This is a genomic window from Mycolicibacterium baixiangningiae, from assembly GCF_016313185.1.
GTDB lineage: Bacteria > Actinomycetota > Actinomycetes > Mycobacteriales > Mycobacteriaceae > Mycobacterium > Mycobacterium baixiangningiae.
Window position 1 is genome coordinate 147,488 of sequence record NZ_CP066218.1, and the last position, 20,828, is coordinate 168,315.

20 protein-coding genes are annotated in these 20,828 nt (G+C 69.3%); 11 read left to right on the plus strand and 9 right to left on the minus strand.

What is annotated here, in order from left to right:
• Window positions 1-104 precede the first annotated feature (104 nt).
• From I7X18_RS00720 to I7X18_RS00760, 9 genes are all read left to right on the plus strand, one after another.
• Window positions 105-740, plus strand: a complete 636-nt coding sequence (locus tag I7X18_RS00720) for a TetR/AcrR family transcriptional regulator (protein ID WP_193045177.1) — start codon at window positions 105-107, stop codon at window positions 738-740.
• Window positions 741-853: 113 nt separating this feature from the next.
• On the plus strand, window positions 854-1,804 hold the full coding sequence (locus tag I7X18_RS00725) for an SAM-dependent methyltransferase (RefSeq protein ID WP_193045176.1): 951 nt from the start codon (window positions 854-856) through the stop codon (window positions 1,802-1,804).
• Window positions 1,801-2,586 (plus strand): SAM-dependent methyltransferase, encoded by a 786-nt coding sequence (locus I7X18_RS00730; protein ID WP_193045175.1) that lies wholly within the window; start codon window positions 1,801-1,803, stop codon window positions 2,584-2,586. The genes I7X18_RS00725 and I7X18_RS00730 overlap by 4 nt, the downstream gene beginning before the upstream one ends.
• 72 nt (window positions 2,587-2,658) lie before the next feature.
• Window positions 2,659-4,059 carry an aldehyde dehydrogenase family protein gene (locus I7X18_RS00735; protein WP_193045174.1) on the plus strand — a complete coding sequence of 467 codons (1,401 nt, stop codon included), beginning with the start codon at window positions 2,659-2,661 and terminating at the stop codon, window positions 4,057-4,059.
• A 72-nt stretch (window positions 4,060-4,131) separates the two neighbouring features.
• A complete protein-coding gene (locus tag I7X18_RS00740) occupies window positions 4,132-4,998 on the plus strand; it encodes an SDR family oxidoreductase (protein WP_193045173.1) in 867 nt (288 codons plus the stop codon).
• Window positions 4,995-5,957, plus strand: coding sequence for an NADPH:quinone oxidoreductase family protein (locus I7X18_RS00745; RefSeq protein WP_193045172.1), 963 nt, complete (start codon window positions 4,995-4,997; stop codon window positions 5,955-5,957). The genes I7X18_RS00740 and I7X18_RS00745 overlap by 4 nt, the downstream gene beginning before the upstream one ends.
• Window positions 5,954-6,655 carry a haloacid dehalogenase type II gene (locus tag I7X18_RS00750; RefSeq protein WP_193045171.1) on the plus strand — a complete coding sequence of 234 codons (702 nt, stop codon included), beginning with the start codon at window positions 5,954-5,956 and terminating at the stop codon, window positions 6,653-6,655. Before I7X18_RS00745 ends, I7X18_RS00750 begins: the two co-directional genes overlap by 4 nt.
• A 9-nt stretch (window positions 6,656-6,664) precedes the next feature.
• Window positions 6,665-7,387 carry a methyltransferase domain-containing protein gene (locus tag I7X18_RS00755; protein WP_193045170.1) on the plus strand — a complete coding sequence of 241 codons (723 nt, stop codon included), beginning with the start codon at window positions 6,665-6,667 and terminating at the stop codon, window positions 7,385-7,387.
• Window positions 7,384-7,869 carry a DUF456 domain-containing protein gene (locus tag I7X18_RS00760; RefSeq protein WP_193045169.1) on the plus strand — a complete coding sequence of 162 codons (486 nt, stop codon included), beginning with the start codon at window positions 7,384-7,386 and terminating at the stop codon, window positions 7,867-7,869. Before I7X18_RS00755 ends, I7X18_RS00760 begins: the two co-directional genes overlap by 4 nt.
• A 47-nt stretch (window positions 7,870-7,916) precedes the next feature.
• Here the strand turns inward: I7X18_RS00760 and I7X18_RS00765 are convergent, their stop codons facing one another.
• From I7X18_RS00765 to I7X18_RS00805, 9 genes are all read right to left on the minus strand, one after another.
• On the minus strand, window positions 7,917-8,765 hold the full coding sequence (locus tag I7X18_RS00765; RefSeq protein ID WP_193045168.1) for a type IV toxin-antitoxin system AbiEi family antitoxin: 849 nt from the start codon (window positions 8,763-8,765) through the stop codon (window positions 7,917-7,919).
• Window positions 8,766-8,853: 88 nt separating this feature from the next.
• Entirely contained in the window at window positions 8,854-9,654 is an 801-nt protein-coding gene (locus tag I7X18_RS00770; protein ID WP_193045167.1) for a tyrosine-protein phosphatase, read from the minus strand.
• Entirely contained in the window at window positions 9,654-10,880 is a 1,227-nt protein-coding gene (locus tag I7X18_RS00775) for an acyl-CoA dehydrogenase family protein (protein WP_193045166.1), read from the minus strand. Before I7X18_RS00775 ends, I7X18_RS00770 begins: the two co-directional genes overlap by 1 nt.
• A gap of 156 nt (window positions 10,881-11,036) precedes the next feature.
• Window positions 11,037-12,179: an acyl-CoA dehydrogenase family protein gene (locus tag I7X18_RS00780; RefSeq protein WP_193045165.1), complete on the minus strand. Its 1,143-nt coding sequence runs from the start codon at window positions 12,177-12,179 to the stop codon at window positions 11,037-11,039.
• Window positions 12,180-12,221: 42 nt separating this feature from the next.
• Complete coding sequence (pntB, locus tag I7X18_RS00785; RefSeq protein ID WP_193045164.1) at window positions 12,222-13,643, minus strand: Re/Si-specific NAD(P)(+) transhydrogenase subunit beta; 1,422 nt, start codon at window positions 13,641-13,643, stop codon at window positions 12,222-12,224.
• A 43-nt stretch (window positions 13,644-13,686) separates the two neighbouring features.
• Window positions 13,687-15,219, minus strand: a complete 1,533-nt coding sequence (locus I7X18_RS00790) for a Re/Si-specific NAD(P)(+) transhydrogenase subunit alpha (protein WP_193045851.1) — start codon at window positions 15,217-15,219, stop codon at window positions 13,687-13,689.
• A gap of 66 nt (window positions 15,220-15,285) precedes the next feature.
• Window positions 15,286-16,629, minus strand: coding sequence for a glycosyltransferase (locus tag I7X18_RS00795; RefSeq protein WP_193045163.1), 1,344 nt, complete (start codon window positions 16,627-16,629; stop codon window positions 15,286-15,288).
• Complete coding sequence (locus I7X18_RS00800) at window positions 16,626-17,621, minus strand: glycosyltransferase family protein (RefSeq protein ID WP_198730511.1); 996 nt, start codon at window positions 17,619-17,621, stop codon at window positions 16,626-16,628. Before I7X18_RS00800 ends, I7X18_RS00795 begins: the two co-directional genes overlap by 4 nt.
• The gene (locus tag I7X18_RS00805) at window positions 17,618-18,574 is read right to left on the minus strand and encodes a WcbI family polysaccharide biosynthesis putative acetyltransferase (RefSeq protein WP_193045162.1); all 957 of its coding nucleotides are present in this window, start codon (window positions 18,572-18,574) and stop codon (window positions 17,618-17,620) included. Before I7X18_RS00805 ends, I7X18_RS00800 begins: the two co-directional genes overlap by 4 nt.
• Before the next feature lie 139 nt (window positions 18,575-18,713).
• Here I7X18_RS00805 and I7X18_RS00810 point away from each other — a divergent pair, with 139 nt between their 5' ends.
• Together I7X18_RS00810 and I7X18_RS00815 are read left to right on the plus strand one after the other, a co-directional pair.
• Entirely contained in the window at window positions 18,714-19,730 is a 1,017-nt protein-coding gene (locus I7X18_RS00810) for a glycosyltransferase family protein (RefSeq protein ID WP_198730512.1), read from the plus strand.
• Window positions 19,727-20,818: a glycosyltransferase gene (locus tag I7X18_RS00815; RefSeq protein WP_193045160.1), complete on the plus strand. Its 1,092-nt coding sequence runs from the start codon at window positions 19,727-19,729 to the stop codon at window positions 20,816-20,818. Before I7X18_RS00810 ends, I7X18_RS00815 begins: the two co-directional genes overlap by 4 nt.
• The last annotated feature ends 10 nt before the right edge of the window (window positions 20,819-20,828 follow it).

Here is a 20,828-nt window from a genome sequence, read left to right on the forward strand (position 1 = left end):
TGCCCCTGTTTGGCTCGCCGCCCCGATTTGCTGGAAATGAATTCGCGGGCTCGCGGCGCGAACCACGTGCGGGGGCCCAACGTTAGTTATGGCACAATTTGACTGTGCCGCATACTGCCAGCCGAGGGCCGGGACGTCCCCCCGCAGCGAAGGCCGCAGAGACACGCGAGCGCATTCTGCGTGCTGCGAGAGAAGTCTTCAGCGAACTCGGTTACGACGCTGCGACTTTCCAGGCGATCGCCATTCGGGCGGATCTGACGCGTCCGGCGATCAATCACTACTTCGCGAGTAAGCGTGTGCTGTACCGCGAGGTCGTCGAGCAGACGAATGCGTGGGTTGTTAGCGCGGGCATGGAGCGGGCTCACGGTGAGACCACTCTTTTGGGACGGTTGTCCGCGTTTTTCTCCGCCGCCATGCACGCCGAATCCGAAGACCGTTCGGCCGCCGCGTTTCTCGTCACCTCGGTCCTGGAATCGCAACGGCATCCCGACCTGCGCAGCGACGAACACGACGCGTTGCGCATGTCGCGGTCATTCGTGTCGTGGGCGGTCAACGAGGCCATCGAGAACGGGGAACTCCGGACCGACACCGACATTGCGTCGATCGTCGAGATGCTGGTCGCGGTCATGTGGGGGATGGGCTTCTACGCCGGGTATGTCGGCGGTCAGCAGGAGTTGGCCGTCATCGTCGAGAAGTTCGAGTTGCTGATGGCCAACAAACTCTGGCAGCTGGCCGACTGAGCCGGGTGAGATCGGACACAACCAGATAGCTTGGCTAAGCTATTTCGATAGCATTGGGTTCAGCAAACGTTTGTTGACCGAACGCCCCCTCGTGTGCGGCGAAAGGATCCCCGATGAGCTCTCTTCGGACCGACGACGACACCTGGGACATCGCGACCAGTGTGGGGTCGACCGCGGTGATGGTCGCCGCCTCGCGCGCCGCCGAGACCGAACGCGAGAACGCCCTCATCCGGGATCCGTACGCCCGGCTGCTCGTCAGCGGCGCCGGGACCGGCATCTGGGAGTCGGTGCTCGATGCGGACTTCGTCTCGAAGGTCGGCGAGGTGGACGCCGAGGCCGCCGCCATCTTCGAGCACATGAACAGCTATCAGGCGGTGCGCACACACTTCTTTGACGCGTTCTTCGCCGCCGCCAGCAAGGCCGGCCTCCGGCAGATCGTCATCCTGGCCTCCGGGCTGGACTCCCGGGCGTACCGCCTCGACTGGCCGTCGGGCACCACGGTCTACGAGATCGACCAGCCCAAGGTCCTCGAATACAAGGCCGCCACGCTGACCGAGCACGGCGTCCAACCCGTCGCCGCCCGCCGCGAGGTGCCGATGGACCTGCGCTACGACTGGCCTGCGGCACTGCGCGACGCGGGGTTCGACCCCGCCCAGCCGACCGCATGGCTGGCCGAGGGGCTGCTGATGTATCTGCCCGCCGGCGCCCAGGACCGGCTGTTCGAGCAGATCACCGAGCTCAGCGCACCCGGCAGCCGCGTCGCCGCCGAAACCGCGGGCGTGCAGGCCGAGGACCGCCGACAGGAGATGCGGGAGCGGTTCGAGCGCATCGCCGAGAAGTTCGACATGACCGCGACGCTCGACATCGCACAGCTCATGTACGAAGACCCCGACCGCGCCGAGGTCGCCGACTGGCTCGACGCCCACGGATGGGCGGCCACCGCGGTCAACTCCCCGCAGGAGATGCGCCGGCTGGACCGGTGGGCGCTGCCCGCGGAAATGACCGACGCCGCCGACCTCGACCGGGCGTTCTCGACCTTCGTCACCGCCGAGAGGCTCGCGTGAGGAAGCAGGGCGCGGGGGCGAGCATCGCCACCCGGGTCGGCCCCGAGGTGCTCAGCGCGGCGGCCGTCGCGAGCGTCACCGGATGTGACGATCCGCTGGCCACGGTGCTGCTCGGCCCGCCGAAGGTCGTCGAGGTGCTCACGCGGTCGGCGGAGCTCATCGACCAGGTGCCCGCCCTCGCCGACGCCCACCACCAGATCGCCGACTACCACGCGATGCGCAGCAGGTTCTTCGACGCCTACCTCGCCGACGCCGCCGCCGCGGGCATCCGTCAGTGCGTCGTGCTGGCGGCCGGCCTGGATACGCGGGCGTTCCGGCTGCCGTGGCCGGGCGGTATGACGGTCTTCGAGATCGACCAGCCGACGGTGTTGCAGTACAAGGAGAACGCGCTGGCCGCGCACGGCGTCCGCCCCGCGGCGGCCTGGCATCCGGTCGGTGTGGAAGGCGATGCGCCGTGGCCGACGAGGCTGTGGGAGTCCGGCTTCAACCACAACGAGCCGACGGCGTGGCTGGCGGAGGGCCTGCTCCCGCTGCCGGACACCACCCAGGACGCGTTGATCACCGAGATCGACGGGCTCAGCGCGGCGGGCAGCCTGCTGGCGTTCGACGACGTGCTCGGCGTGTGCGCGGGACGGTCGGATCCGCAGGGCTGGCTGACGGCGAAGGGCTGGTGGACCGACGCCGTCGAGGCCCGCCATCTGCCCGAACTGGCGGGTCGCCGCGGCGACGCACCGTCGTATACCGCGCACGCTCTGCTGGTGACCGCCGAGAAAGTCGCGTAGCGCCGCGGAGCCCTTCTAGGCGGGCCAACCGGTTGATTAGTATCGGGTCATTCCGGTCAGGAAGGACCAGCCATGACCACCGATTCCGCCGCGGCACCCAGCCTCACGACTGACATCCCCGCGACCGTTGCCCGGCTGCGCCGGACCTTCGCGACGGGCCGCACCCGCTCGCTGGAGTGGCGCCAACGCCAGTTGCGCGCGCTGGAACGGTTGATGGTGGACAACGAAACGGCCATCGCCGCCGCGCTCGAGCAGGACCTCGGCCGCAAACCCTTCGAGGCGTGGTTGGCCGATATCGCCACCGTCGCCGGTGAGGCCAGAGACGCCGCGAAGAACGTGCGCAAGTGGACGCGGCGGCGCTACCGGATGCTCGAGTTGTCGCAGCTGCCCGGGCTCGGGTGGGTCGAGTACGAACCGTTCGGCACGGTGCTGGTCATCGGCGCGTGGAACTTCCCCTTCGCCCTCACGCTGGGGCCCGCCGTCGGCGCCATCGCCGCGGGCAACACCATGGTGCTCAAACCGTCGGAGGTCGCACCGGCCTCCTCAGCGCTGATGGCCGAACTGGTGCCGAAGTACCTGGACGCCGAGGCGATCGCGGTGATCGAGGGGGACGGATCGGTCAGCCAGGAACTCATCGCTCAGGGCTTCGACTACGTGCTGTACACCGGCGGGACGGAGATCGGGCGCAAGGTCTACGAGGGGGCCGCACCGCATCTGACGCCTGTGACGCTGGAGCTCGGCGGCAAGAGCCCGGTGATCGTCACCGCCGACGCGGACATCGACGTCGCCGCCAAGCGCATCGCGTGGACCAAACTCCTCAATTCAGGGCAGGTCTGCATCGCACCCGACTACGTGCTGGCCGACGTGACGATCCGCGACCAGCTGGTCGACAAGATCAAGGACGCCGTCACCACGTTCGAGTCGGAGAACCCCGACGGCAGGCGCATCGTCAACGAGCGGCACTTCGGGCGCCTCACCACCGCGCTGGCCGCCACCAAGGGCGACGTCGTGATCGGCGGCGGCTCCGACCCGTCGAAGATCAGCATCCAGCCCACTGTCGTCGTCGACCCGGATCCCGCAGAACCGCTGATGACCGACGAGATATTCGGGCCGATCCTGCCGATCGTCACCGTCCAATCCCTCGACGAGGCAATCACTTTCGTCAACGCGCGCCCAAAGCCGCTGGCGGCGTACCTGTTCACCAAGTCCAAGAGCGTCCGGGAGCGGGTGGTCAAGGACGTATCCGCCGGCGGCATGGTGGTCAACCACCTGCTGTTCCACTTCGCCACCAGCAAGCTGCCGTTCGGCGGCGTCGGCCCGTCCGGGATGGGGGCCTACCACGGCAGGTTCGGCTTCGAGACGTTCAGCCACAAGAAGGCCGTGATGACCAAACCGACCCGACCCGACGTCGGCGCCTTCATCTATCCCCCGTATACAGAAAAGGCTTGGAAGCTCGCTCGTCGCCTCTTTTAGCGATTTCGGCGTGGTTGGTCGCGGTGGGCGCAACTGAGCACGCCGAAATCGCAAAAACTTGAAAGGAAACCCATGCCAGGAGTGCAGGATCGCGTCGTCGTCGTCACCGGAGCAGGCGGAGGGCTGGGGCGCGAGTACGCGCTGATGCTGGCCCGCGAAGGCGCCAGTGTGGTGGTCAACGACCTCGGCGGCGCGCGTGACGGCACCGGCGCCGGCTCGGCGATGGCCGACCAGGTGGTCAACGACATCAAGGATGCGGGCGGCCGGGCGGTCGCCAACTACGACTCGGTCGCCGAACCCGAAGGCGCGGCGAACATCATCAAGACCGCGATCGACGAGTTCGGCAAGGTCGACGGCGTCGTCAGCAACGCGGGCATCCTGCGCGACGGCACCTTCCACAAGATGACGTACGAGAACTGGGACGCCGTCCTCAAGGTCCACCTGTACGGCGGCTTCAACGTCATCCGCGCCGCGTGGCCGCACTTCCGCGAGCAGAGCTTCGGCCGTGTCGTGGTCGCCACCTCGACCAGCGGGCTGTTCGGCAACTTCGGCCAGGCCAACTACGGCGCCGCCAAACTCGGCCTCGTCGGCCTGATCAACACGCTCGCCCAGGAGGGCGCGAAGTACAACATCAAGACCAACGCGGTCGCGCCGATCGCGGCGACCCGGATGACGCAGGACATCCTGCCGCCGGAGGTCTTCGAGAAGCTGACCCCGGAATACGTGGCGCCGATCGTGGCCTACCTGATGACCGAGGAACTCTCCGACACCGATTCGGTGTTCATCGTCGGCGGCGGAAAGGTGCAGCGCACCGCGCTGTTCCAGAACGACGGTGTGACGTTCACCGAAGGGGTGCCGACCCTCGACGACGTCGCCGCCAAGTGGGGCGAGATCACCGACCTGTCGGCCGCGCAGCAGGCCAGTTTCAAGCTCGGATGAAAGCGCTTCTCGCGCAGGAGCTTTCGGGGCCCTCCGGCCTGGTGTACACCGACGTCGATGATCCCGTCGCGGGTGAAGCGGTGGTCATCGACGTCGGTGCGGCCGGTGTGTGCTTCCCGGACCTGCTGCTGCTGCGCGGCGAGTACCAGCTGAAGCTGGACCCGCCGTTCATTCCGGGCATGGAGGTGGCCGGCGTCGTCCGGTCCGCCCCCGAGGATTCGGAGTTCACTGCGGGGCAGCGGGTTTCGGCATTCACCATGCTGGGCGGGTACGCCGAGCAGGTGGCCGTTGCGCCCGACGGCGTGGTGCCGACCCCCGCCGGCGTCGACGATGCGTCGGCCGCCGCGCTGCTGGGCAACTACTACACGATGTACTTCGCGCTGGCCCGCCGCGGTGCGCTGCGCCCGGGCGAGACGGTACTGGTGCTTGGCTCGGCCGGCGGTGTCGGCACGGCCGCGGTGCAGATCGCCAAGGCGATGGGGGCGCGCGTCGTCGCGATGGTGCACCGGCCGCAGGCGGTCGAATTCGTCGAATCACTGGGCGCCGACGTGGTGCTGCCCCTGACCGACGGCTGGCTGCAGGCGGTGAAGGATGCGACCGGCGGCCGCGGCGTCGACCTCGTCGTCGACCCGGTGGGCGGGGAGGCGTTCGACGACGCGGTGCGGGCGCTGGCGACCGAAGGGCGGCTGCTCGTCATCGGTTTCGCCGCGGGCGGGATCCCGACGGTGAAGGTGAATCGGCTGCTGCTGCGCAACGTCTCGATCGTCGGCGTCGGGTGGGGTGAGTTCGTCAACCGCACGCCCGGCGCCCAGTCGGTGTTCGGGTTCGGGCTGTCCAAACTGGTCGAAGCGGGTCTGCGCCCGCCGCCGCCGGTGCGGTACCCGCTGGCCGAGGGGCGGGCGGCGCTGCAGGCACTCGCCGACGGTGAGATCAAGGGAAAGCTGGTCCTAGTACCGTGACGATCCGCGCGCTGGCATTCGACGTCTTCGGGACCGTCGTCGACTGGCGGTCCAGCGTCATCGCCGAACTCGAGCAGTTCGGGGCGCGCCACGGTGTGTCCGCCGACTGGCCGGGGTTCGCCGACGCGTGGCGGGCCGGATACGCGCCCGCGATGGACCGGGTCCGCCGCGGTGAGATGCCGTGGACCAAGATCGACGATCTGCACCGGATGATCCTCGTCGAACTGCTTGCGGCACAGCGGATCTCGGTCAGTGACGAGGACGTCGACGAGCTCAACCGGGCGTGGCACCGGCTGGACCCGTGGCCGGACAGCGTCGCGGGCCTCACCCGGCTCAAGCGGCGCTACGTCATCACCACGCTGTCCAACGGCAACGTGTCGTTGCTGACGAACATGGCCAAACACGCCGGGCTGCCCTGGGACTGCGTGATCTCGGCCGAACTGTTCGGCCATTACAAACCGGATCCCGAGGCGTACCTCGGCTGTGCGGGACTGCTCGACGTCGCGCCCGGCGAGCTGATGCTCGTCGCCGCCCATCCGTCGGATCTGCGTGCCGCGCGGGATGCGGGACTTCGCACCGGCTATGTGGCGCGGCCCTCAGAGCACGGGCCCGGGCAGGAGTTGCCGACGGTGCGCGACGACGAGTTCGACCTCGTCGCGTCGGACTTCGGTGACCTCGCCGACCAACTGGGTGCGTAGCGTGGAAACGTGACCGATAGTGCGAACGAAGCGCTGCGACGGGCGCTGGACCTGCTCACCGATCCGCCCGACGACCCCGACGTCGGCAACGGCTACCTCGACCTGCTCACGGCGGACACGGGCACGCCGAAGAACACCGGCTTCATCCAGAAGGCATGGGCATCGCCCGTCGGATCCATGTTGTACGACCATGCCCAGCTGCTGAACCGCCGGCTGATCGCGGCCTCGCGGCCGCCGATCGACTGGCTGCGCATCCCGGCCGGTGGGACTGCTCTCGACGTCGGCTGCGGCCCCGGCAACATCACCGCGGCGCTGGCCCGCGCCGCGGGTCCGGACGGCCTGGCGCTGGGCGTCGACATCTCCGAGCCGATGCTGGCTCGCGCGGTGCGTGCCGAGGCCGGCCCGCAGGTCGGTTTCCTGCGCGCCGATGCACAGCGGTTGCCGTTCCGCGACGAGACCTTCGACGCGGCAACCTCACTGGCGGTGTTCCAACTGATTCCGGATCCGGTTGCGGCACTGTCGGAAATGGTGCGAGTGCTTCGTCCGGGCCGTCGCATCGCCATCATGGTGCCCACCCCGGGGCCGGCGAAGTCGCTGGAGATCCTGACCCGCGGGGGAGCGCGGTGGTTCACCGAGGACGAGCTCGGCGACATGTTCGAATCGCTCGGGCTGACCGGCGTCCGGACCACCACCAACGGTTTCCTCCACTGGGTGCGCGGACAACGCCCGTGAGCGCCGGTGGCATTCTCCTGGTCGCCCTGGCGATCGCCGTCGGCATGGTGGGCATCGTGGTGCCCCTGCTGCCCGGCACCCTGCTGGTGTTCGGCGCGATCGCGGTGTGGGCGCTCGTCGAGCACAACGCCGCCGCCTGGGTGACGCTCGGTGTCGTCACCGCGCTCCTCGGGGCGTCACTGCTGATCAAGTACCTGTGGCCGATGCGCCGGATGCGCGCGGCCGATGTCCGCACCATGAGCCTGGTCGTCGGTGGTGTGCTGGGGGTGATCGGATTCTTCGTGATCCCGGTGCTCGGCCTGGTGATCGGCTTCGTCGGCGGGGTGTACCTGGCCGAGCTCGGCGTCCGCCACGACCAGCGGGTGGCGTGGGCGTCGACGGTGCACGCGGTCAAGGGCGTCGCGCTCTCGATGGGTGTCGAGCTGGCCGGGGCGCTGCTCGCGACGGTCGCGTGGGTGTTCGGGGTGTACGCGACGCAGTAGCTTGCGTAACGCTGTGGCGAAAATCCGCACTGGGGAGCGCCGTGGCGTTACGAAGCTGCAGGCGTCCGCTGGTCCCACGCGGCCGACAGCCGTCGAATCACGGTCGCCTCAGTGTCGGCCGCCGTGATGCGGAGGACGGCCCACCCCTGTTCGAGCAACTCGTCCATCCGGCGGATGTCCTTGTCGAACACGGCGCGGCTCATCCGGTGATGCTTGCCCTCGTATTCGACGGCGATCCGGAGATCCCGCCAGCCGAGGTCTACCACGCCGATCAGAACGCCGTACTCGTTGAAGACTGGTACCTGCGTTTCCGGACGGGGGAATCCAGCGCGCACGATGGCGAGCCGCAGCCACGTCTCTCGAGGTGATTCCGCGCCAGGGTCGACGAGAGCGATGGCCTCACGGGCACGCCTCATACCGTGGCGCCCGGGCCGATGTGTCGCGGCCGCGATCTCGTCGACCCGGAGCCGCGTCGCGCCGGCCAGCGCATCGATGGCCGCCACCGCCGTATCCACCGGATACCGGCGGGCCAGGTCGACAGCCGTACGCAGCGGCGTCGTGACCTGCATACCGTCGACAATGCAGACTTCGTCATCGTCGATGAGGTCTGCCCATACCTCGATCCCGCGGGCCCGGCGCCTGTTCGTGTCGATGACGGTCGCCGGCCGACCGGGATCGACCCAACGTGCACCGTGCAGTGCTGCGGCACTGAAGCCGGCGAGGACACCGTGGCCCCGGGTCCGCAACCACGCCGCCTTCGCGCGGACTTCAGCGGTGAGCTCGGCATCTCTGGCGAGGTAGACGTCGTGATGGACAGCGACGTAACGCGTGCGCAGCGCGTGGCGGCTGAGCGTGCCGCCAGCCAGGGCCGCGCTGCCGAGGAACGGCTCGGACATGGCAGAAGCATGCCGACGGGGACCGACATCCCCATTGCGTAACGCCGTGGCGGAAACCCGCGCTCCGGAGCGCCGTGGCGTTACGCAATCAGCCGCGCAGGGCGGACCGCAGGCGGGTCAGCTCGTCGGGCGTGACACGCGCGGCGGTCAGATACCCGTCGACCGAGCCGAACTCGTCGACGATGGTGCGGCGTGCCGCGTCGAGATACTCCTCGCGCACACCGAGCACCGACTCCGTCAACCGCGCTTCGGCCAGCTCCAACACCTCCGGCGCCTCCGCGGCCCGTTCACGCACGGTGGCCAGGATGCTCTCCCGAAGCTGCGGTACGGCGTCGTTGCTGCGCAGATAGTCGGCCATGATTGCGTCGCGGTCCACCCCGGCGGCCTCCAGCACGACCGCGATCGTGAAACCGGTGCGGTCCTTGCCCGCGAAGCAGTGTGCCAGCACCTGACGCTCCGACCCCAGCAGCGTCACCACCCGGTGCACGGCGCGCTGCGCCAGCGGGGCGCTCGCGATGCGGGTGTACTCCTCGGTCATGTACCGCGCGGCGGCGGCGCTGACCGACTCGTCGTCGGGTTTCTCCGTCATCATCCGCTGGAACGCGTACTCGTGCGGGGCTTCCCCGTCCGAGGCGACGGTCTCGATGAACGGCAGATGGTGGATCGCCACGCCGGCGGGCACCAGCCCGGGTCCGTGCCGCTCGAGTTCGCGCAGCGTGCGCAGATCGGCGACGTCGGTGACGCCGAACCCGGTCAGTGCGGCGCGGCCGTCGTCGTCGAGCCGGGACAGCTCACTGGCCCGGAAGAACCGGCCGGGGGCGATACCGGTCTGCTCCGAGACATCGCGAAAGTTCCACGCCCCGGACAGTTCTCCACCGGCTGACGCCACTAGCGGGTCACCGCTGCCACGAAGGGCGACTTCTCCCGGCCCAGTTCCGCACGCGCAATCGTGCGCATGTGCACCTCGTCGGGCCCGTCGAACAACCGCATCGCGCGGTGCCAGGCGTAGAGCCGGGCCAGCGGGAAATCGTCGGACACCCCGGCCCCACCGTGCACCTGGATCGCGCGGTCGATGACGTCGCACGCCACCTGGGGCGCGACGGCCTTGATCTGGGAGACCAGCACGTGGGCGGCTTTGTTGCCCTGCTGGTCGATGGTCCACGCCGCCTTGTGGCACAGCAGCCGCGCCTGGTCGATCTCGTTGCGGGACTTGGCGATCGCCTCACGCACCACACCCTGCTCGGCCAACGGCTTACCGAAGGCCACCCGCTTCTGCACGCGATCGACCATCAGCGCCAGCGCCCGCTCCGCGGCACCGAGTGCACGCATGCAGTGGTGGATGCGACCCGGGCCCAGCCGGGCCTGTGCGATCGCGAAACCGCTGCCCTCCTCGTGGAGCAGATTCTCGACGGGCACCCGCACGTTGTCGAACACGATCTCGCAGTGACCGTGCTGGTCCTGCCAGCCGAACACCGGCAGTGAACGCTGGATGTCGATCCCCGGGGTGTCGGCGGGCACCAGGATCATCGACTGCTGCTGATGGCTGGCCGCGTCCGGGTTGGTGCGGCCCATCACGATCAGGAGCTTGCAGCGCGGATCGGCGGCGCCGGTGATCCACCACTTGCGGCCGTTGATGACGTAGTCGGAGCCGTCGCGCAGCATCGTCGTCTCGATGTTGCGGGCATCGCTGGAGGCCACCGCAGGTTCGGTCATGGCGAATGCACTGCGGATGTCACCGTTGAGCAGCGGTTCGAGCCACTGCGCGCGCTGCTCCTGGGTGGCGAACAGGTGCAGAGTCTCCATGTTGCCGGTGTCGGGGGCGGCGCAGTTGATCACCTCCGGGGCGATCTCCATGCTCCACCCGGACAGTTCGGCCAGCTGCGCGTACTCCAGGTTGGACAGTCCGGAGAGCGACGGCAGGAACAGGTTCCACAGCCCGCGTTCCTTGGCCAGCTTCTTGAGGTCCTCGACGACCGGCGGGACGGTGTGGTCCTTCGGCCCGGCCTCCTCGCGGTAACGGTGGTAGTCCGCTTCGGCGGGGAACACGTACTCGACCATGAAATCGGTGAGTCGCTGGTGGTAGTCCTGCGCCTTTGCCGACATCGCGAAGTCCATGCCGCCACGATAGGACGATGGATCCACACACCCTCCGCCGGGCCACCGCTGCCGACGTCACCGCCATCGCAGCCATCTCCCGCGAGCAGACATGAAATCGCACGTTTTGGCCCCTGATCGTGCGAGTCTGCGTCTGCTCGCGCCGGGGAAGGCGCCTCAGCGGGCCGTCAACGACCGCGAGATGACCAGCCGCTGAATCTGATTGGTGCCCTCGAAGATCTGGGTGATCTTCGCCTCCCGCATGTAGCGCTCGACGCGGAAGTCGCGGGTGTACCCGACGCCGCCCAACACCTGCACCGCATCGGTCGTCACCTTCATGGCCGCGTCGGTGGCGATCAGCTTCGCCACGCTGGCCTGCGTCGAATACGGCAGGCCTCGATCACGTCGACACGCGGCGTCCAGATACGTGGCGCGGGCGCTGACCACCGCGGCCGCCATATCGGCCAGCAGGAACCCCAGCCCCTGGTGGTCGATGATCTTGCGGCCGAACGTCGTTCGCTCGTTGGCGTACGCCGTGGCCTCGTCGAGTGCGGCCTGCGCCAGACCGACGGCCACCGCCGCGATGCCGAGACGCCCGGAGTCCAGGGCGGAGAACGCGATCTGCAGACCCTGGCCGTCGGCGCCGATGCGCCGGTCGGCGTCGACGGGCGCGCGGTCATAGTACGCCGACGTCGTCGGCACGGCGTGCAGGCCCATCTTCTCCTCCGGCTTACCGAACGACAGCCCCGGTTGGTCGCCGGGGATCAGGAAACAGCTGATGCCGCGAGACCCCTCGCCCGTGCGCGCGAACAGAGTGTAGAAGTCGGCGAGGCCGCCGTGGGTGATCCACGACTTCTCGCCGGTGATGACGTAGCCGTCGTCGGAAGGCTGTGCGGCACAACGCAATGCCGCCGCATCCGAGCCCGCCTGGGGCTCCGACAGGCTGTAGGCGCCGATCTGCGAGCCCGACAGCATGCCGGGTAGCCACCGCTGCTTCTGCTCGTCGGTGCCGAAGGCCAGCAGCGGGTGCGACGACAGGCTGTGCACGCTCACGGCCACGGCGACGGCGGCCCACCGCGCCGCGATCTCCTCGAGCACCTGCAGGTACACCTCGTAGGGCTGACCGCCGCCACCCCACTCCTCGGGCTGCGGCAGGCTCAGCAACCCCGCCGCACCGAGTTGGGCGAACACGCCGCCGGGGTAGCGCTCCGCCTTCTCGTGCGCATCGACGATCGGGTCGAGCACCTTGTCGCCGATCTCGCGGGTCAGCGCGATCAGGTCACGCGCCTCGTCGGAGGGCAGCAGACGATCAACCGGCATGGTTGCACATCCTAGTTTTCCGCCGAGCAGTCGCGCAGAGGACTACAGCGCTGCGAGGATGTCGTTCACCCGGTCGCGCGCGTCTCCGAACAGCATCTGGGTGTTCTCCCGGAAGAACAACGGGTTCTGCACGCCGGCGTAGCCCGAGGCCATGGACCGTTTGAACACGATGACGTTGTCGGCGTTCCACACCGTCAGCACGGGCATCCCGGCGATCGGGCTGCCCGGATCCTCGGAGGCGGCGGGGTTGACTGTGTCGTTGGCGCCGATGACGAGAACAACTGCGGTGTCGTCGAAGTCGTCGTTGATCTCGTCCATCTCGAGCACGATGTCGTAGGGCACCTTGGCCTCGGCCAGCAACACGTTCATGTGCCCGGGGAGCCGGCCCGCGACGGGGTGGATGCCGAACCGCACGTCGACGCCGCGTTCGCGCAGTTTGCGCGTCAGGTCGGCGACGCCGTACTGGGCCTGGGCCACCGCCATGCCGTAGCCCGGGGTGATGATCACCGTGTCGGCGGACCCGAGTAGTTCGGCGGCGCCTTCGGCGGTGATCTCGCGGTGTTCGCCGTAGTCCTTGTCCTCGGCCGGGCCCGCCTCGATACCGAACCCGCCGGCGATGACGGAGATGAACGACCGGTTCATCGCCTTGCACATGATGTAGGACAGGTAGGCACCGGAAGAGCCCACCAGCGCGCCGGTGATGATCAACAGGTCGTTGCTCAGCAGGAAGCCGGACGCGGCGGCGGCCCACCCGGAGTAGCTGTTGAGCATCGAGACGACGACGGGCATGTCGCCGCCGCCGATGGAGGCGACCAGGTGCCAGCCCAGCAGCAGTGCCAGCACCGTGACCACGATGAGCAGCCACAGCTGCGGGTCGATGACGAACCACACCGTGAACACCGCGAACAGCACCAGTGCGCCGATGTTGAGGATGTTCTTGCCGGGCAGCATCAGCGGTGCGGACTTGATCCGCGCCGAGAGCTTCAGGTTGGCCACGATCGAGCCGGTGAAGGTCACCGCGCCGATGAAGACGCCGACGAACACCTCGGCGGAATGGATGCCGAGCATGCCCTCGCCGGCCAGATGCGCGGCCTCGGCGCCGTCGGGCTGGCCCTCGACATGCAGGTAGCCGTTCCAGCCCACCAGGACCGCGGCCAGACCGACGAAGCTGTGCAGCAGCGCGATCAGCTCGGGCATACCGGTCATCTCGACCACGCGCGCCCGCCACAGACCGATCGCCGCGCCGATGGCCATGGCGCCGACCAGCAGCCCCACGCCGAGCGGCTCGATGTCGTGGTCCAGCGCCAGCGCGACGGTCGCGACCAGCGCCACCGCCATGCCGGCCATGCCGAAGGTGTTGCCCGCCTTCGAGGTTTCGTGCTTGGACAATCCGGCCAGCGCCAGGATGAACAGCAGGCCGGCGACGACGTATGCGGATGTTGCGGCAGTCTCTACCGTGAACATGGAATCCGTTCCAGTCAAAGGTGTCTCGAGCAGGGGCGCAGGACTAGCTGCGGGAGAACATGGCGAGCATGCGGCGCGTCACCGCGAAGCCACCGAAGACGTTGATGCTGGCGAGCAGGATCGCGACCGTGGCGATCGCGGTGATGGCGGGGTCGCCGTGCCCGATCTGCAGCAGAGCGCCGACCACGATGATGCCCGAGATCGCATTGGTCACCGACATCAGCGGAGTGTGCAGGGCGTGGTGCACGTGACCGATCACGTAGTAACCGATGACGATGGCCAGGGCGAACACCGTGAGGTGGACCTGCAGGGCGGCCGGGGAGAGCGCGATCAGGACGAACAGGGCGGCCGCCGCGGCGAAGGTCACTCCCAGCCGGCGTCCCATCGACATCGGCTGTTTGGCCGGCTTCGCCTCGACCGGTGCGGCCGCTGCAGCGGCCGGTGCCGCCGACACCTGCACCGGTGGCGGGGGCCAGGTGATCTCGCCGTCGCGCACGACGGTGATCGAGCGCTGCACCACGTCTTGGAAATCGAGCGTGAGCTGCCCGTCCTTCTCGGGTGTCAGCAGCTTGAGCAGGTTGACCAGGTTGGTGGCGTAGAGCTGGGAGGCCGTCGCGGGCAGCCGCCCGGCCAGGTCGGTGTACCCGATGATCGTCACCCCGTTGTCGGTGACGGTCGCCTGATCCTTGACGGTGCCCTCGACGTTGCCTCCGTTGGCGGCCGCCATGTCGACGATCACGCTGCCCGGCTTCATCGAGGCCACCATGTCCGCGGTGATGATCCGCGGGGCCGGCCGGCCCGGGATCAGCGCGGTGGTGACGATGATGTCGACGTCCTTGCACTGCTCGGCGTACAGCGCCGCCTCGCGGACCTTGTAGTCGTCGCCCATCTCCTTGGCGTAGCCCGTGGCCGACACCTCGGCCGCCGCCGGGTCGACGGCCAGGTACTCACCGCCGAGGGATTTGACCTGGTCGGCGACCTCGGGGCGTGGATCGGTGGCCCGCACGATCGCGCCGAGGCTGCCCGCGGCGCCGATCGCCGCCAGACCCGCCACACCCGCGCCGACCACGAGCACCTTGGCCGGCGGCACCTTGCCCGCGGCGGTCACCTGGCCGGTGAAGAACCGGCCGAAGGCATGCGCCGCCTCCACCACCGCGCGGTAACCGGCGATGTTGGCCATCGACGACAGCACGTCCAGCGACTGGGCGCGGGAGATGCGCGGTACGGCATCCATGGCCAGCACGGTGATCGGGCGGGTCGACAACGCCTCGACGAGGTCGGGTTTCAGCGCGGGGGAGATCAGCCCGATCAGCGTCGAGCCGTCCTTCACCGCCGCGATCTCGTCGTCGTTCGGCGCGTTGACCTTCAGCACCACATCGGCCGACCAGATCTGTTCCGACGACACGATATCGGCACCGGCCTCGGCGTAGGCGGCGTCGGAGAAACTCGAGGCTGCGCCCGCACCGGATTCGACCGCGACCGAGTATCCGAGCGTGATGATCTGCCCGACGGTCTGCGGTGTGGCAGCGACGCGCGTCTCCCCGGGCTGAGACTCGCGTGGTATCGCGATGAGCATCGCCACATCTTGGCATCCGCCGGGGCTGAATGCGTGGCCGCCCTCCGCCGGACAACCGGCGGCGCCTCACCAGGACAGGTCGGGTTCCTGCGGCCCGCAGCGAAGCTCGATCGATTCCGGATCGACGGTCACCGTCCGGCTGAACCTGCCGGCGTCGGCGGAATCGGCGAACCGGACCGCGCCGGTGGTCCATCGGCGTGCGCGGTTGCGCGCCCAGGTGGCCCGGCACGTCACCGCCACTCCCGGTGCGCTCGCCTCGACGGCGCCCACCGACTCGCCGGAGCAGGTGCTCAGCAACGACGTCACACCGGCACGGGGTAGGTCCACGGGACCGTCGGTGGTGACGACGAACCGACAGCGCCGCAGGATGTCCGGGGGGACCGGACCGGCGTGCAGGCGTTCGTCGGGGGCGCCGACGGCCCGCAGTAGTCCCTCGGCTGATTCGCCACGCACCCAGATGCCCACGTCCTCGCCGAGGAAGCCGCTGATGGTCTTCACCAGCGAGCTCGCCGTATGCCCTGTGCTGTCGATCTCGACGGCGACGTTCGGCAGCGCGTAGCGCAGTCCGGTGCGGCGGGCGTCCGGATCGGTGATCGACCGCGACAGCGCAAGGGCCTCGGCGTTCTTGACCGCCGCCCGATGGGGGACATCGCGTCCCGCCCAGTCCGGCCCGTGGTGCCATGCCACCGCGTCGGGGGCGTGGTGCAGCACCGCTCCGCCCGCCAGCGCGCGGTGGGCGAACTCCCAGTCCTCGCCTCCGTAGCCGACGAACGACTCGTCGAAGCCGGCGATGTCGGTGAAGAGGTCCGCGCTGCAGCACATCACCGAGCTGATGACGTAGCGGTAGGACCGATGGTCGAGGTGCAGCAGATTCCCGGTGGCCGTGTAGGCATCGCTGAGCCAGCGCGGTTCGGGCAGCGGTTGGGGAGCCACGTCGCCCGGGAGGGCGTCGAGATGGGCGTAGCGCCGCCGGCCCACCACCAGGGCGTCCGGTAGCCGGGCCGGCAACCGGGTGATGGCGCGCAGGTAGCCGGGTTCGGGAACGGTGTCGGCGTCGAGGAAACACAGGACGGCGGCATCCGTGGCGGCGGCACCGAGATTGCGGGCTGCGGCGGCGCGGAAGCCCAGATCGTCCTGCCGGACCACGGTGATGTCGAGCGGCGAGCGGGGGAGCGAGGGCGCCCGGGCCGAGCCGTCGTCGGCGACGATCACCTGGACGAGGTGCGCGGGGTAGGTCTGCCGCTCCAACGCGGCGAGTACCCGGTCGAGTTCGCGCTGCTGGTTGTAGAAGGGGATGACCACTCCCACGGTGGCGTCGGTCTCGGTGTGGCCGGCCAGCAGATCCCACCTGTTGCCGGGAACCGTGAAGCGGCCGTCGCTCAGCGGTATCGGCCCGTCTGCGAGGGTCATCGATGCCATCGTTGCAGCAGGTCGGCGTACTGCCGGGCGGCCGCCGCTGGAGTGGGTGTGCACGTGGTGCCGGGCGGCAGCCAGGTCATGGCGGGGTCGGCCAGTGCGTCCGCGAGCGCCTCCCGCAGACCCGCCGGGGTGTCGGGATAGAGCAGGACGGCTCCGGGGTTCCGCAGGTCGAACTCCCGGGTGTATCGATTGGCCGGCGCGAGCGGACGCCGTCCGGCGCTGATCCAGGAGTTGAGCGAACCGGACGCCGACACATGGCGGTGGGGGGCCACCGGAACCGTGACGCTGCGCAGCGCACGCGGGACGTCCGCGTCGCCGAGATGTCCGGTGACGCGGAATCGTCGCCCGGTGCGGGCACAGTCGTCGGCCAGTTCCGAGACCAGGTCGGTGTGACCGGCCGACGGTGCACCGAGGGCGAGGATCTCGACGTCGGGTGCGGCGCCGGCCAGCGCGGCGATCACCTCGGCGTGCCCTTTGCCCGGGTACAGGAAGCCGAAGACGCCCACCGTCGGCGGACCCTGGTGGCACGGCGGTTCTGCCGTGGCCGCCTCCACGGGCAGCGGCACCACCGCGACCCGGCGCGGACGCACCCCGCCTTCGGCCAGCAACGCGCGTTCGTGCTCACTGCTGACGACGACACCGTCGACCAGCGCCGCCACCTCGGCGTACGCGGCGCGCCGCCGGTCGTGGTGCGCGCCGTCCGACGGCTGCGGCAGATCGTGCATGGTCGCGGTGACCCGGCCACCGCGCTGCCGGATGTCGCGCACCAGCGTGCGCACCGTGTCGGCTGCCTGTTCAGGTGTGCTTCCGAAGAGGCGGTCGGTGAACTGCAGGTGGACGCCGCCCGACGGTGGGGGCTCCGGCGTTCTCCAGGCAGGGGTGTCGAAACCGTTGTCGCGCATGGCCTGTGCAAGCTCCACGCCGAACCTGGTGACTCCGTGCTCGCTCGGTCCGACGATCAGATGGGTGACAGCGACGTTCACCCGGCCAGGCCCGCCCTGGTCAGCCCGAGAAGGTCGAGCGTGCGGGCGTGCCGTTCCAGCGCCAACGCGATGTAGTCCGGATTCGCTGCATACCAACGCATCTGGATGGCGTGCACGTCGTCGGGTCGCCATGTGCCGTGCGGGTCTTGCCAATCCGGTCGAGGAGGTGCGTCGATACCCAGTGCCGTCAACACCCGGGCCTCCAGCGGAGCACGGATCGAGCCGAGCAGAGTCCGCGGCGGTGGTGGCACGGAGAGTGTGACGTTTTCATGACGCAGCACCCGCTCGGCCAACTCGCTGAGGACGCCGTTGCCCGGGTGGTTGATGGTGTGTGCTGCGTCGGCCCCGTGACGCATCATGACGTCGGACACACCCACGTCGGTGTGCGCGCGCTCCCGGCGGGCGAGCTCGTCGCAGCTGGCCTCGGCGACCGCCCGCAGCTGCGCCGCCGCCACCTCGACGTCCCATACGTCCTCGGTGGACCGGCCGTCGCGGGCGGCCAGGATCGTGCGGAGATCGTGGTAGGGCACTGGAGGCGGGGTGACGGACCGGTCGGCCGGGTGACGGACGATCACCTGGAACGGGTAGAGCCCCGCGTACCGGATCACGGGCCAGCGCACCACCTTTGCACCCGTCGGCAGTCGCTCGATCAACTGGGCGGTACCGATGGGCAGTTCCCGATAGTCGTCCCGGATCGGCTGACAGATGAGCACCGCGGTCTCCCGCAGCAGGTCGTCGAAGTGACGCAGATCGGACTGCTCCAGTTCATGCACGGGGGGAATGCGGGCGGTGCGGTACGGCCGCTGCGGCACCGCGTCGAGGATCAACCGCAGCGCCTCGGACTGACAGTTGCCGACGATCAGCCAGAGCGGTGCGGACGTCGCCGGTTCCGCACCGGGCGGGCGGTAGAAGTCCCGGTAGTGCCACGTCCGTGCGGCATCCTGGTCGGTCACCTCGTCGAGAGTAGGCGCCGTTTCGTGATAGAACTTCGGTGGCGCAATCGTCTAGCAGCGGCGAGGGTGTGCCGCCCCTGCTTGCTCGACAGGTTGATGATTGATCGTTGTTGCCTCTGTTCCCGCTGCGCACCCCTACGTGCGCGCCAGTACCGACCCCGAAACCGTTGTGCTGCTGGATGATCCACGTCCGGTCGGAGCGAGGTCGCCCGATCAGTGGTGGCCACCACGTTTCCTGGACCCGCGGTATCTCGCCGAGGAATCCGGGTACTTCGACGTCATGCATGTGCACTTTGGATACGACTCGACTCCACCCGCGGTACTCCGCGACGTCGCCGCGGTCCTGGCCGAGCGCCGGGCCCCGCTGGTGGTGACCGTGCACGATCTGCACAATCCGCACTTCGCCGACCCGCGGGAGCACCTGGCGCGGTTGGACGTGCTCATCCCCGCGGCGGACGCGGTCGTGACGCTGACCGCAGGGGCGGCCGCTGCCATCGACGAGCGGTGGGGGCGGCGCGTGACCGTGCTGCCGCATCCGCATGTGCTGCCGTTGGCCGCCATCGGGGCGGCCCGTCTGGAGGGCGCGACGCCGGTGGTCGCCGTGCACGCGAAGTCGTTGCGCGCCAACATCGATCCGCTACCCGTGCTCGACGCGCTGCTCACCGCCGGCGAACCCGGGTGGCGACTGCGCCTGGACGTCGACGACGACGTCCACCGCTCACCCCGGGCCGGCGTGCTGACCGCCGGCCGACTCGACGAACTGCGTCGGCGGGGGGTCGATGTACGGGTGCACCCCCGGTTCACCGACGAAGAACTGCAGGAGTACCTCGGCCAGATCGACGCCCTCGTCCTGCCCTACCGGTTCGGCACGCACTCGGGGTGGGTGGAGGCGTGTTACGACGCCGGCATCGCCGCCGTCGTCCCCGAATGCGGGTTCTTCCACGAGCAGCACGGCGACCCGACCTATGACTACCGCGCGGACGCCGGACTGGTGGAGAGCCTGCGGCACGCGGTTCGTGAGGGGCTCGTCCTCGCGGAACGCCGGCGGGCGGCCGGCCGGGACCGACGCGCGCAGCGGGAACGCCAGGCGCGAGATGTCCGGACTGAGATGACGAGCCTCTACCGCACCCTCCTCGCCGATGCGGACGTCGCGTGATCCCTCGGATCCGGGTGGCCCTGATCGCCTCGGCGCGGTACCCCGTGCGACAGCCGTTCGCCGGCGGCCTCGAGGCGTTCGTGTACCAGTTCGCGCACGCCCTGACCGCCGCGGGCCATTCGGTGACGATGTTCGCCGCGCCGGGCTCCGCGGTCGACCTGCCGTGGGACGTGGTCCCGGTGCATGCGCTGGAGATGTCCGAAGCGTCCCGCGAAGACTTCTCCGTGCCCGACTGGGTGGTCCACGAGACGCACGCCTACCTGTCGGTGATGCTGAACCTGGCCGACCGGTTGAGGGACTCCTTCGACATCGTCCACAATCACAGCCTCCACTACCTTCCGCTGGCCATGGCGCGCACGCTTCCGGTGCCGATGCTGACCACGCTGCACACTCCGCCGCTGAAGTGGCTGGAACAGGCCGTCGCGCTACCCGGCGGCGTGACCAGCGCGTTCACCGCAGTGAGTGCGTTCACCGCACGACAGTGGGAGCCGGTCAACGGGCCGGTGCCCGTCATCGCCAACGGCATCGACCTCGACGAGTGGCGACCGGGACCGGGCGGCGACTACGCGGTGTGGAGCGGGCGCCTGGTCCCGGAGAAGGGACTGCCCGACGCGATCGCCGCGGCCCGGATGGCGGGTTTCCGGCTGCGGGTCGCGGGCCCGGTGGGGGACCCGGAGTACTTCGAACAGGCGGTCCGCCCCGCACTGGGCGATGCGGTGAGCTACGAGGGGCACCTGCGCCGCGACGAGCTGAACGAACTGGTGGGAGGCGCGGCCGTCGCGCTCGTGACACCTCGCTGGGAGGAGCCCTACGGTCTCGTCACGGCCGAGGCGCTGGCCAGCGGCACACCCGTCGCCGCCTTCGCTCGCGGTGGCATCCCGGAGACGATCGACGCCGCCAGCGGCCGGCTCGCGCCACCGGGTGACATCGAGGCGCTCAGCCGGGCGCTGCGTGTCGCGGCGCACCTGCCCCGCGGTCCGGTCCGGGCACGCGCCGAGTCGCACTGCTCGCAGCGTGTGATGGTCGAGCGCTACCTTCAGCGCTACGTCGAGTTGATGGACATCGAGCCCGAGCGGGTCTCCGCGTGACGGGTGATGG

Bases quoted from the DNA above. Each gene is read 5' to 3' on its own strand.
- I7X18_RS00725 (WP_193045176.1), top strand. From the start codon at position 854: ATGAGCTCTCTTCGGACCGACGACGACACCTGGGACATCGCGACCAGT.
- I7X18_RS00735 (WP_193045174.1), top strand. From the start codon at position 2,659: ATGACCACCGATTCCGCCGCGGCACCCAGCCTCACGACTGACATCCCC.
- I7X18_RS00740 (WP_193045173.1), top strand. From the start codon at position 4,132: ATGCCAGGAGTGCAGGATCGCGTCGTCGTCGTCACCGGAGCAGGCGGA.
- I7X18_RS00745 (WP_193045172.1), top strand. From the start codon at position 4,995: ATGAAAGCGCTTCTCGCGCAGGAGCTTTCGGGGCCCTCCGGCCTGGTG.
- I7X18_RS00765 (WP_193045168.1), bottom strand. From the start codon at position 8,765: ATGTCCGAGCCGTTCCTCGGCAGCGCGGCCCTGGCTGGCGGCACGCTC.
- I7X18_RS00775 (WP_193045166.1), bottom strand. From the start codon at position 10,880: ATGGACTTCGCGATGTCGGCAAAGGCGCAGGACTACCACCAGCGACTC.
- I7X18_RS00780 (WP_193045165.1), bottom strand. From the start codon at position 12,179: ATGCCGGTTGATCGTCTGCTGCCCTCCGACGAGGCGCGTGACCTGATC.
- pntB (WP_193045164.1), bottom strand. From the start codon at position 13,643: ATGTTCACGGTAGAGACTGCCGCAACATCCGCATACGTCGTCGCCGGC.
- I7X18_RS00790 (WP_193045851.1), bottom strand. From the start codon at position 15,219: ATGCTCATCGCGATACCACGCGAGTCTCAGCCCGGGGAGACGCGCGTC.
- I7X18_RS00795 (WP_193045163.1), bottom strand. From the start codon at position 16,629: ATGACCCTCGCAGACGGGCCGATACCGCTGAGCGACGGCCGCTTCACG.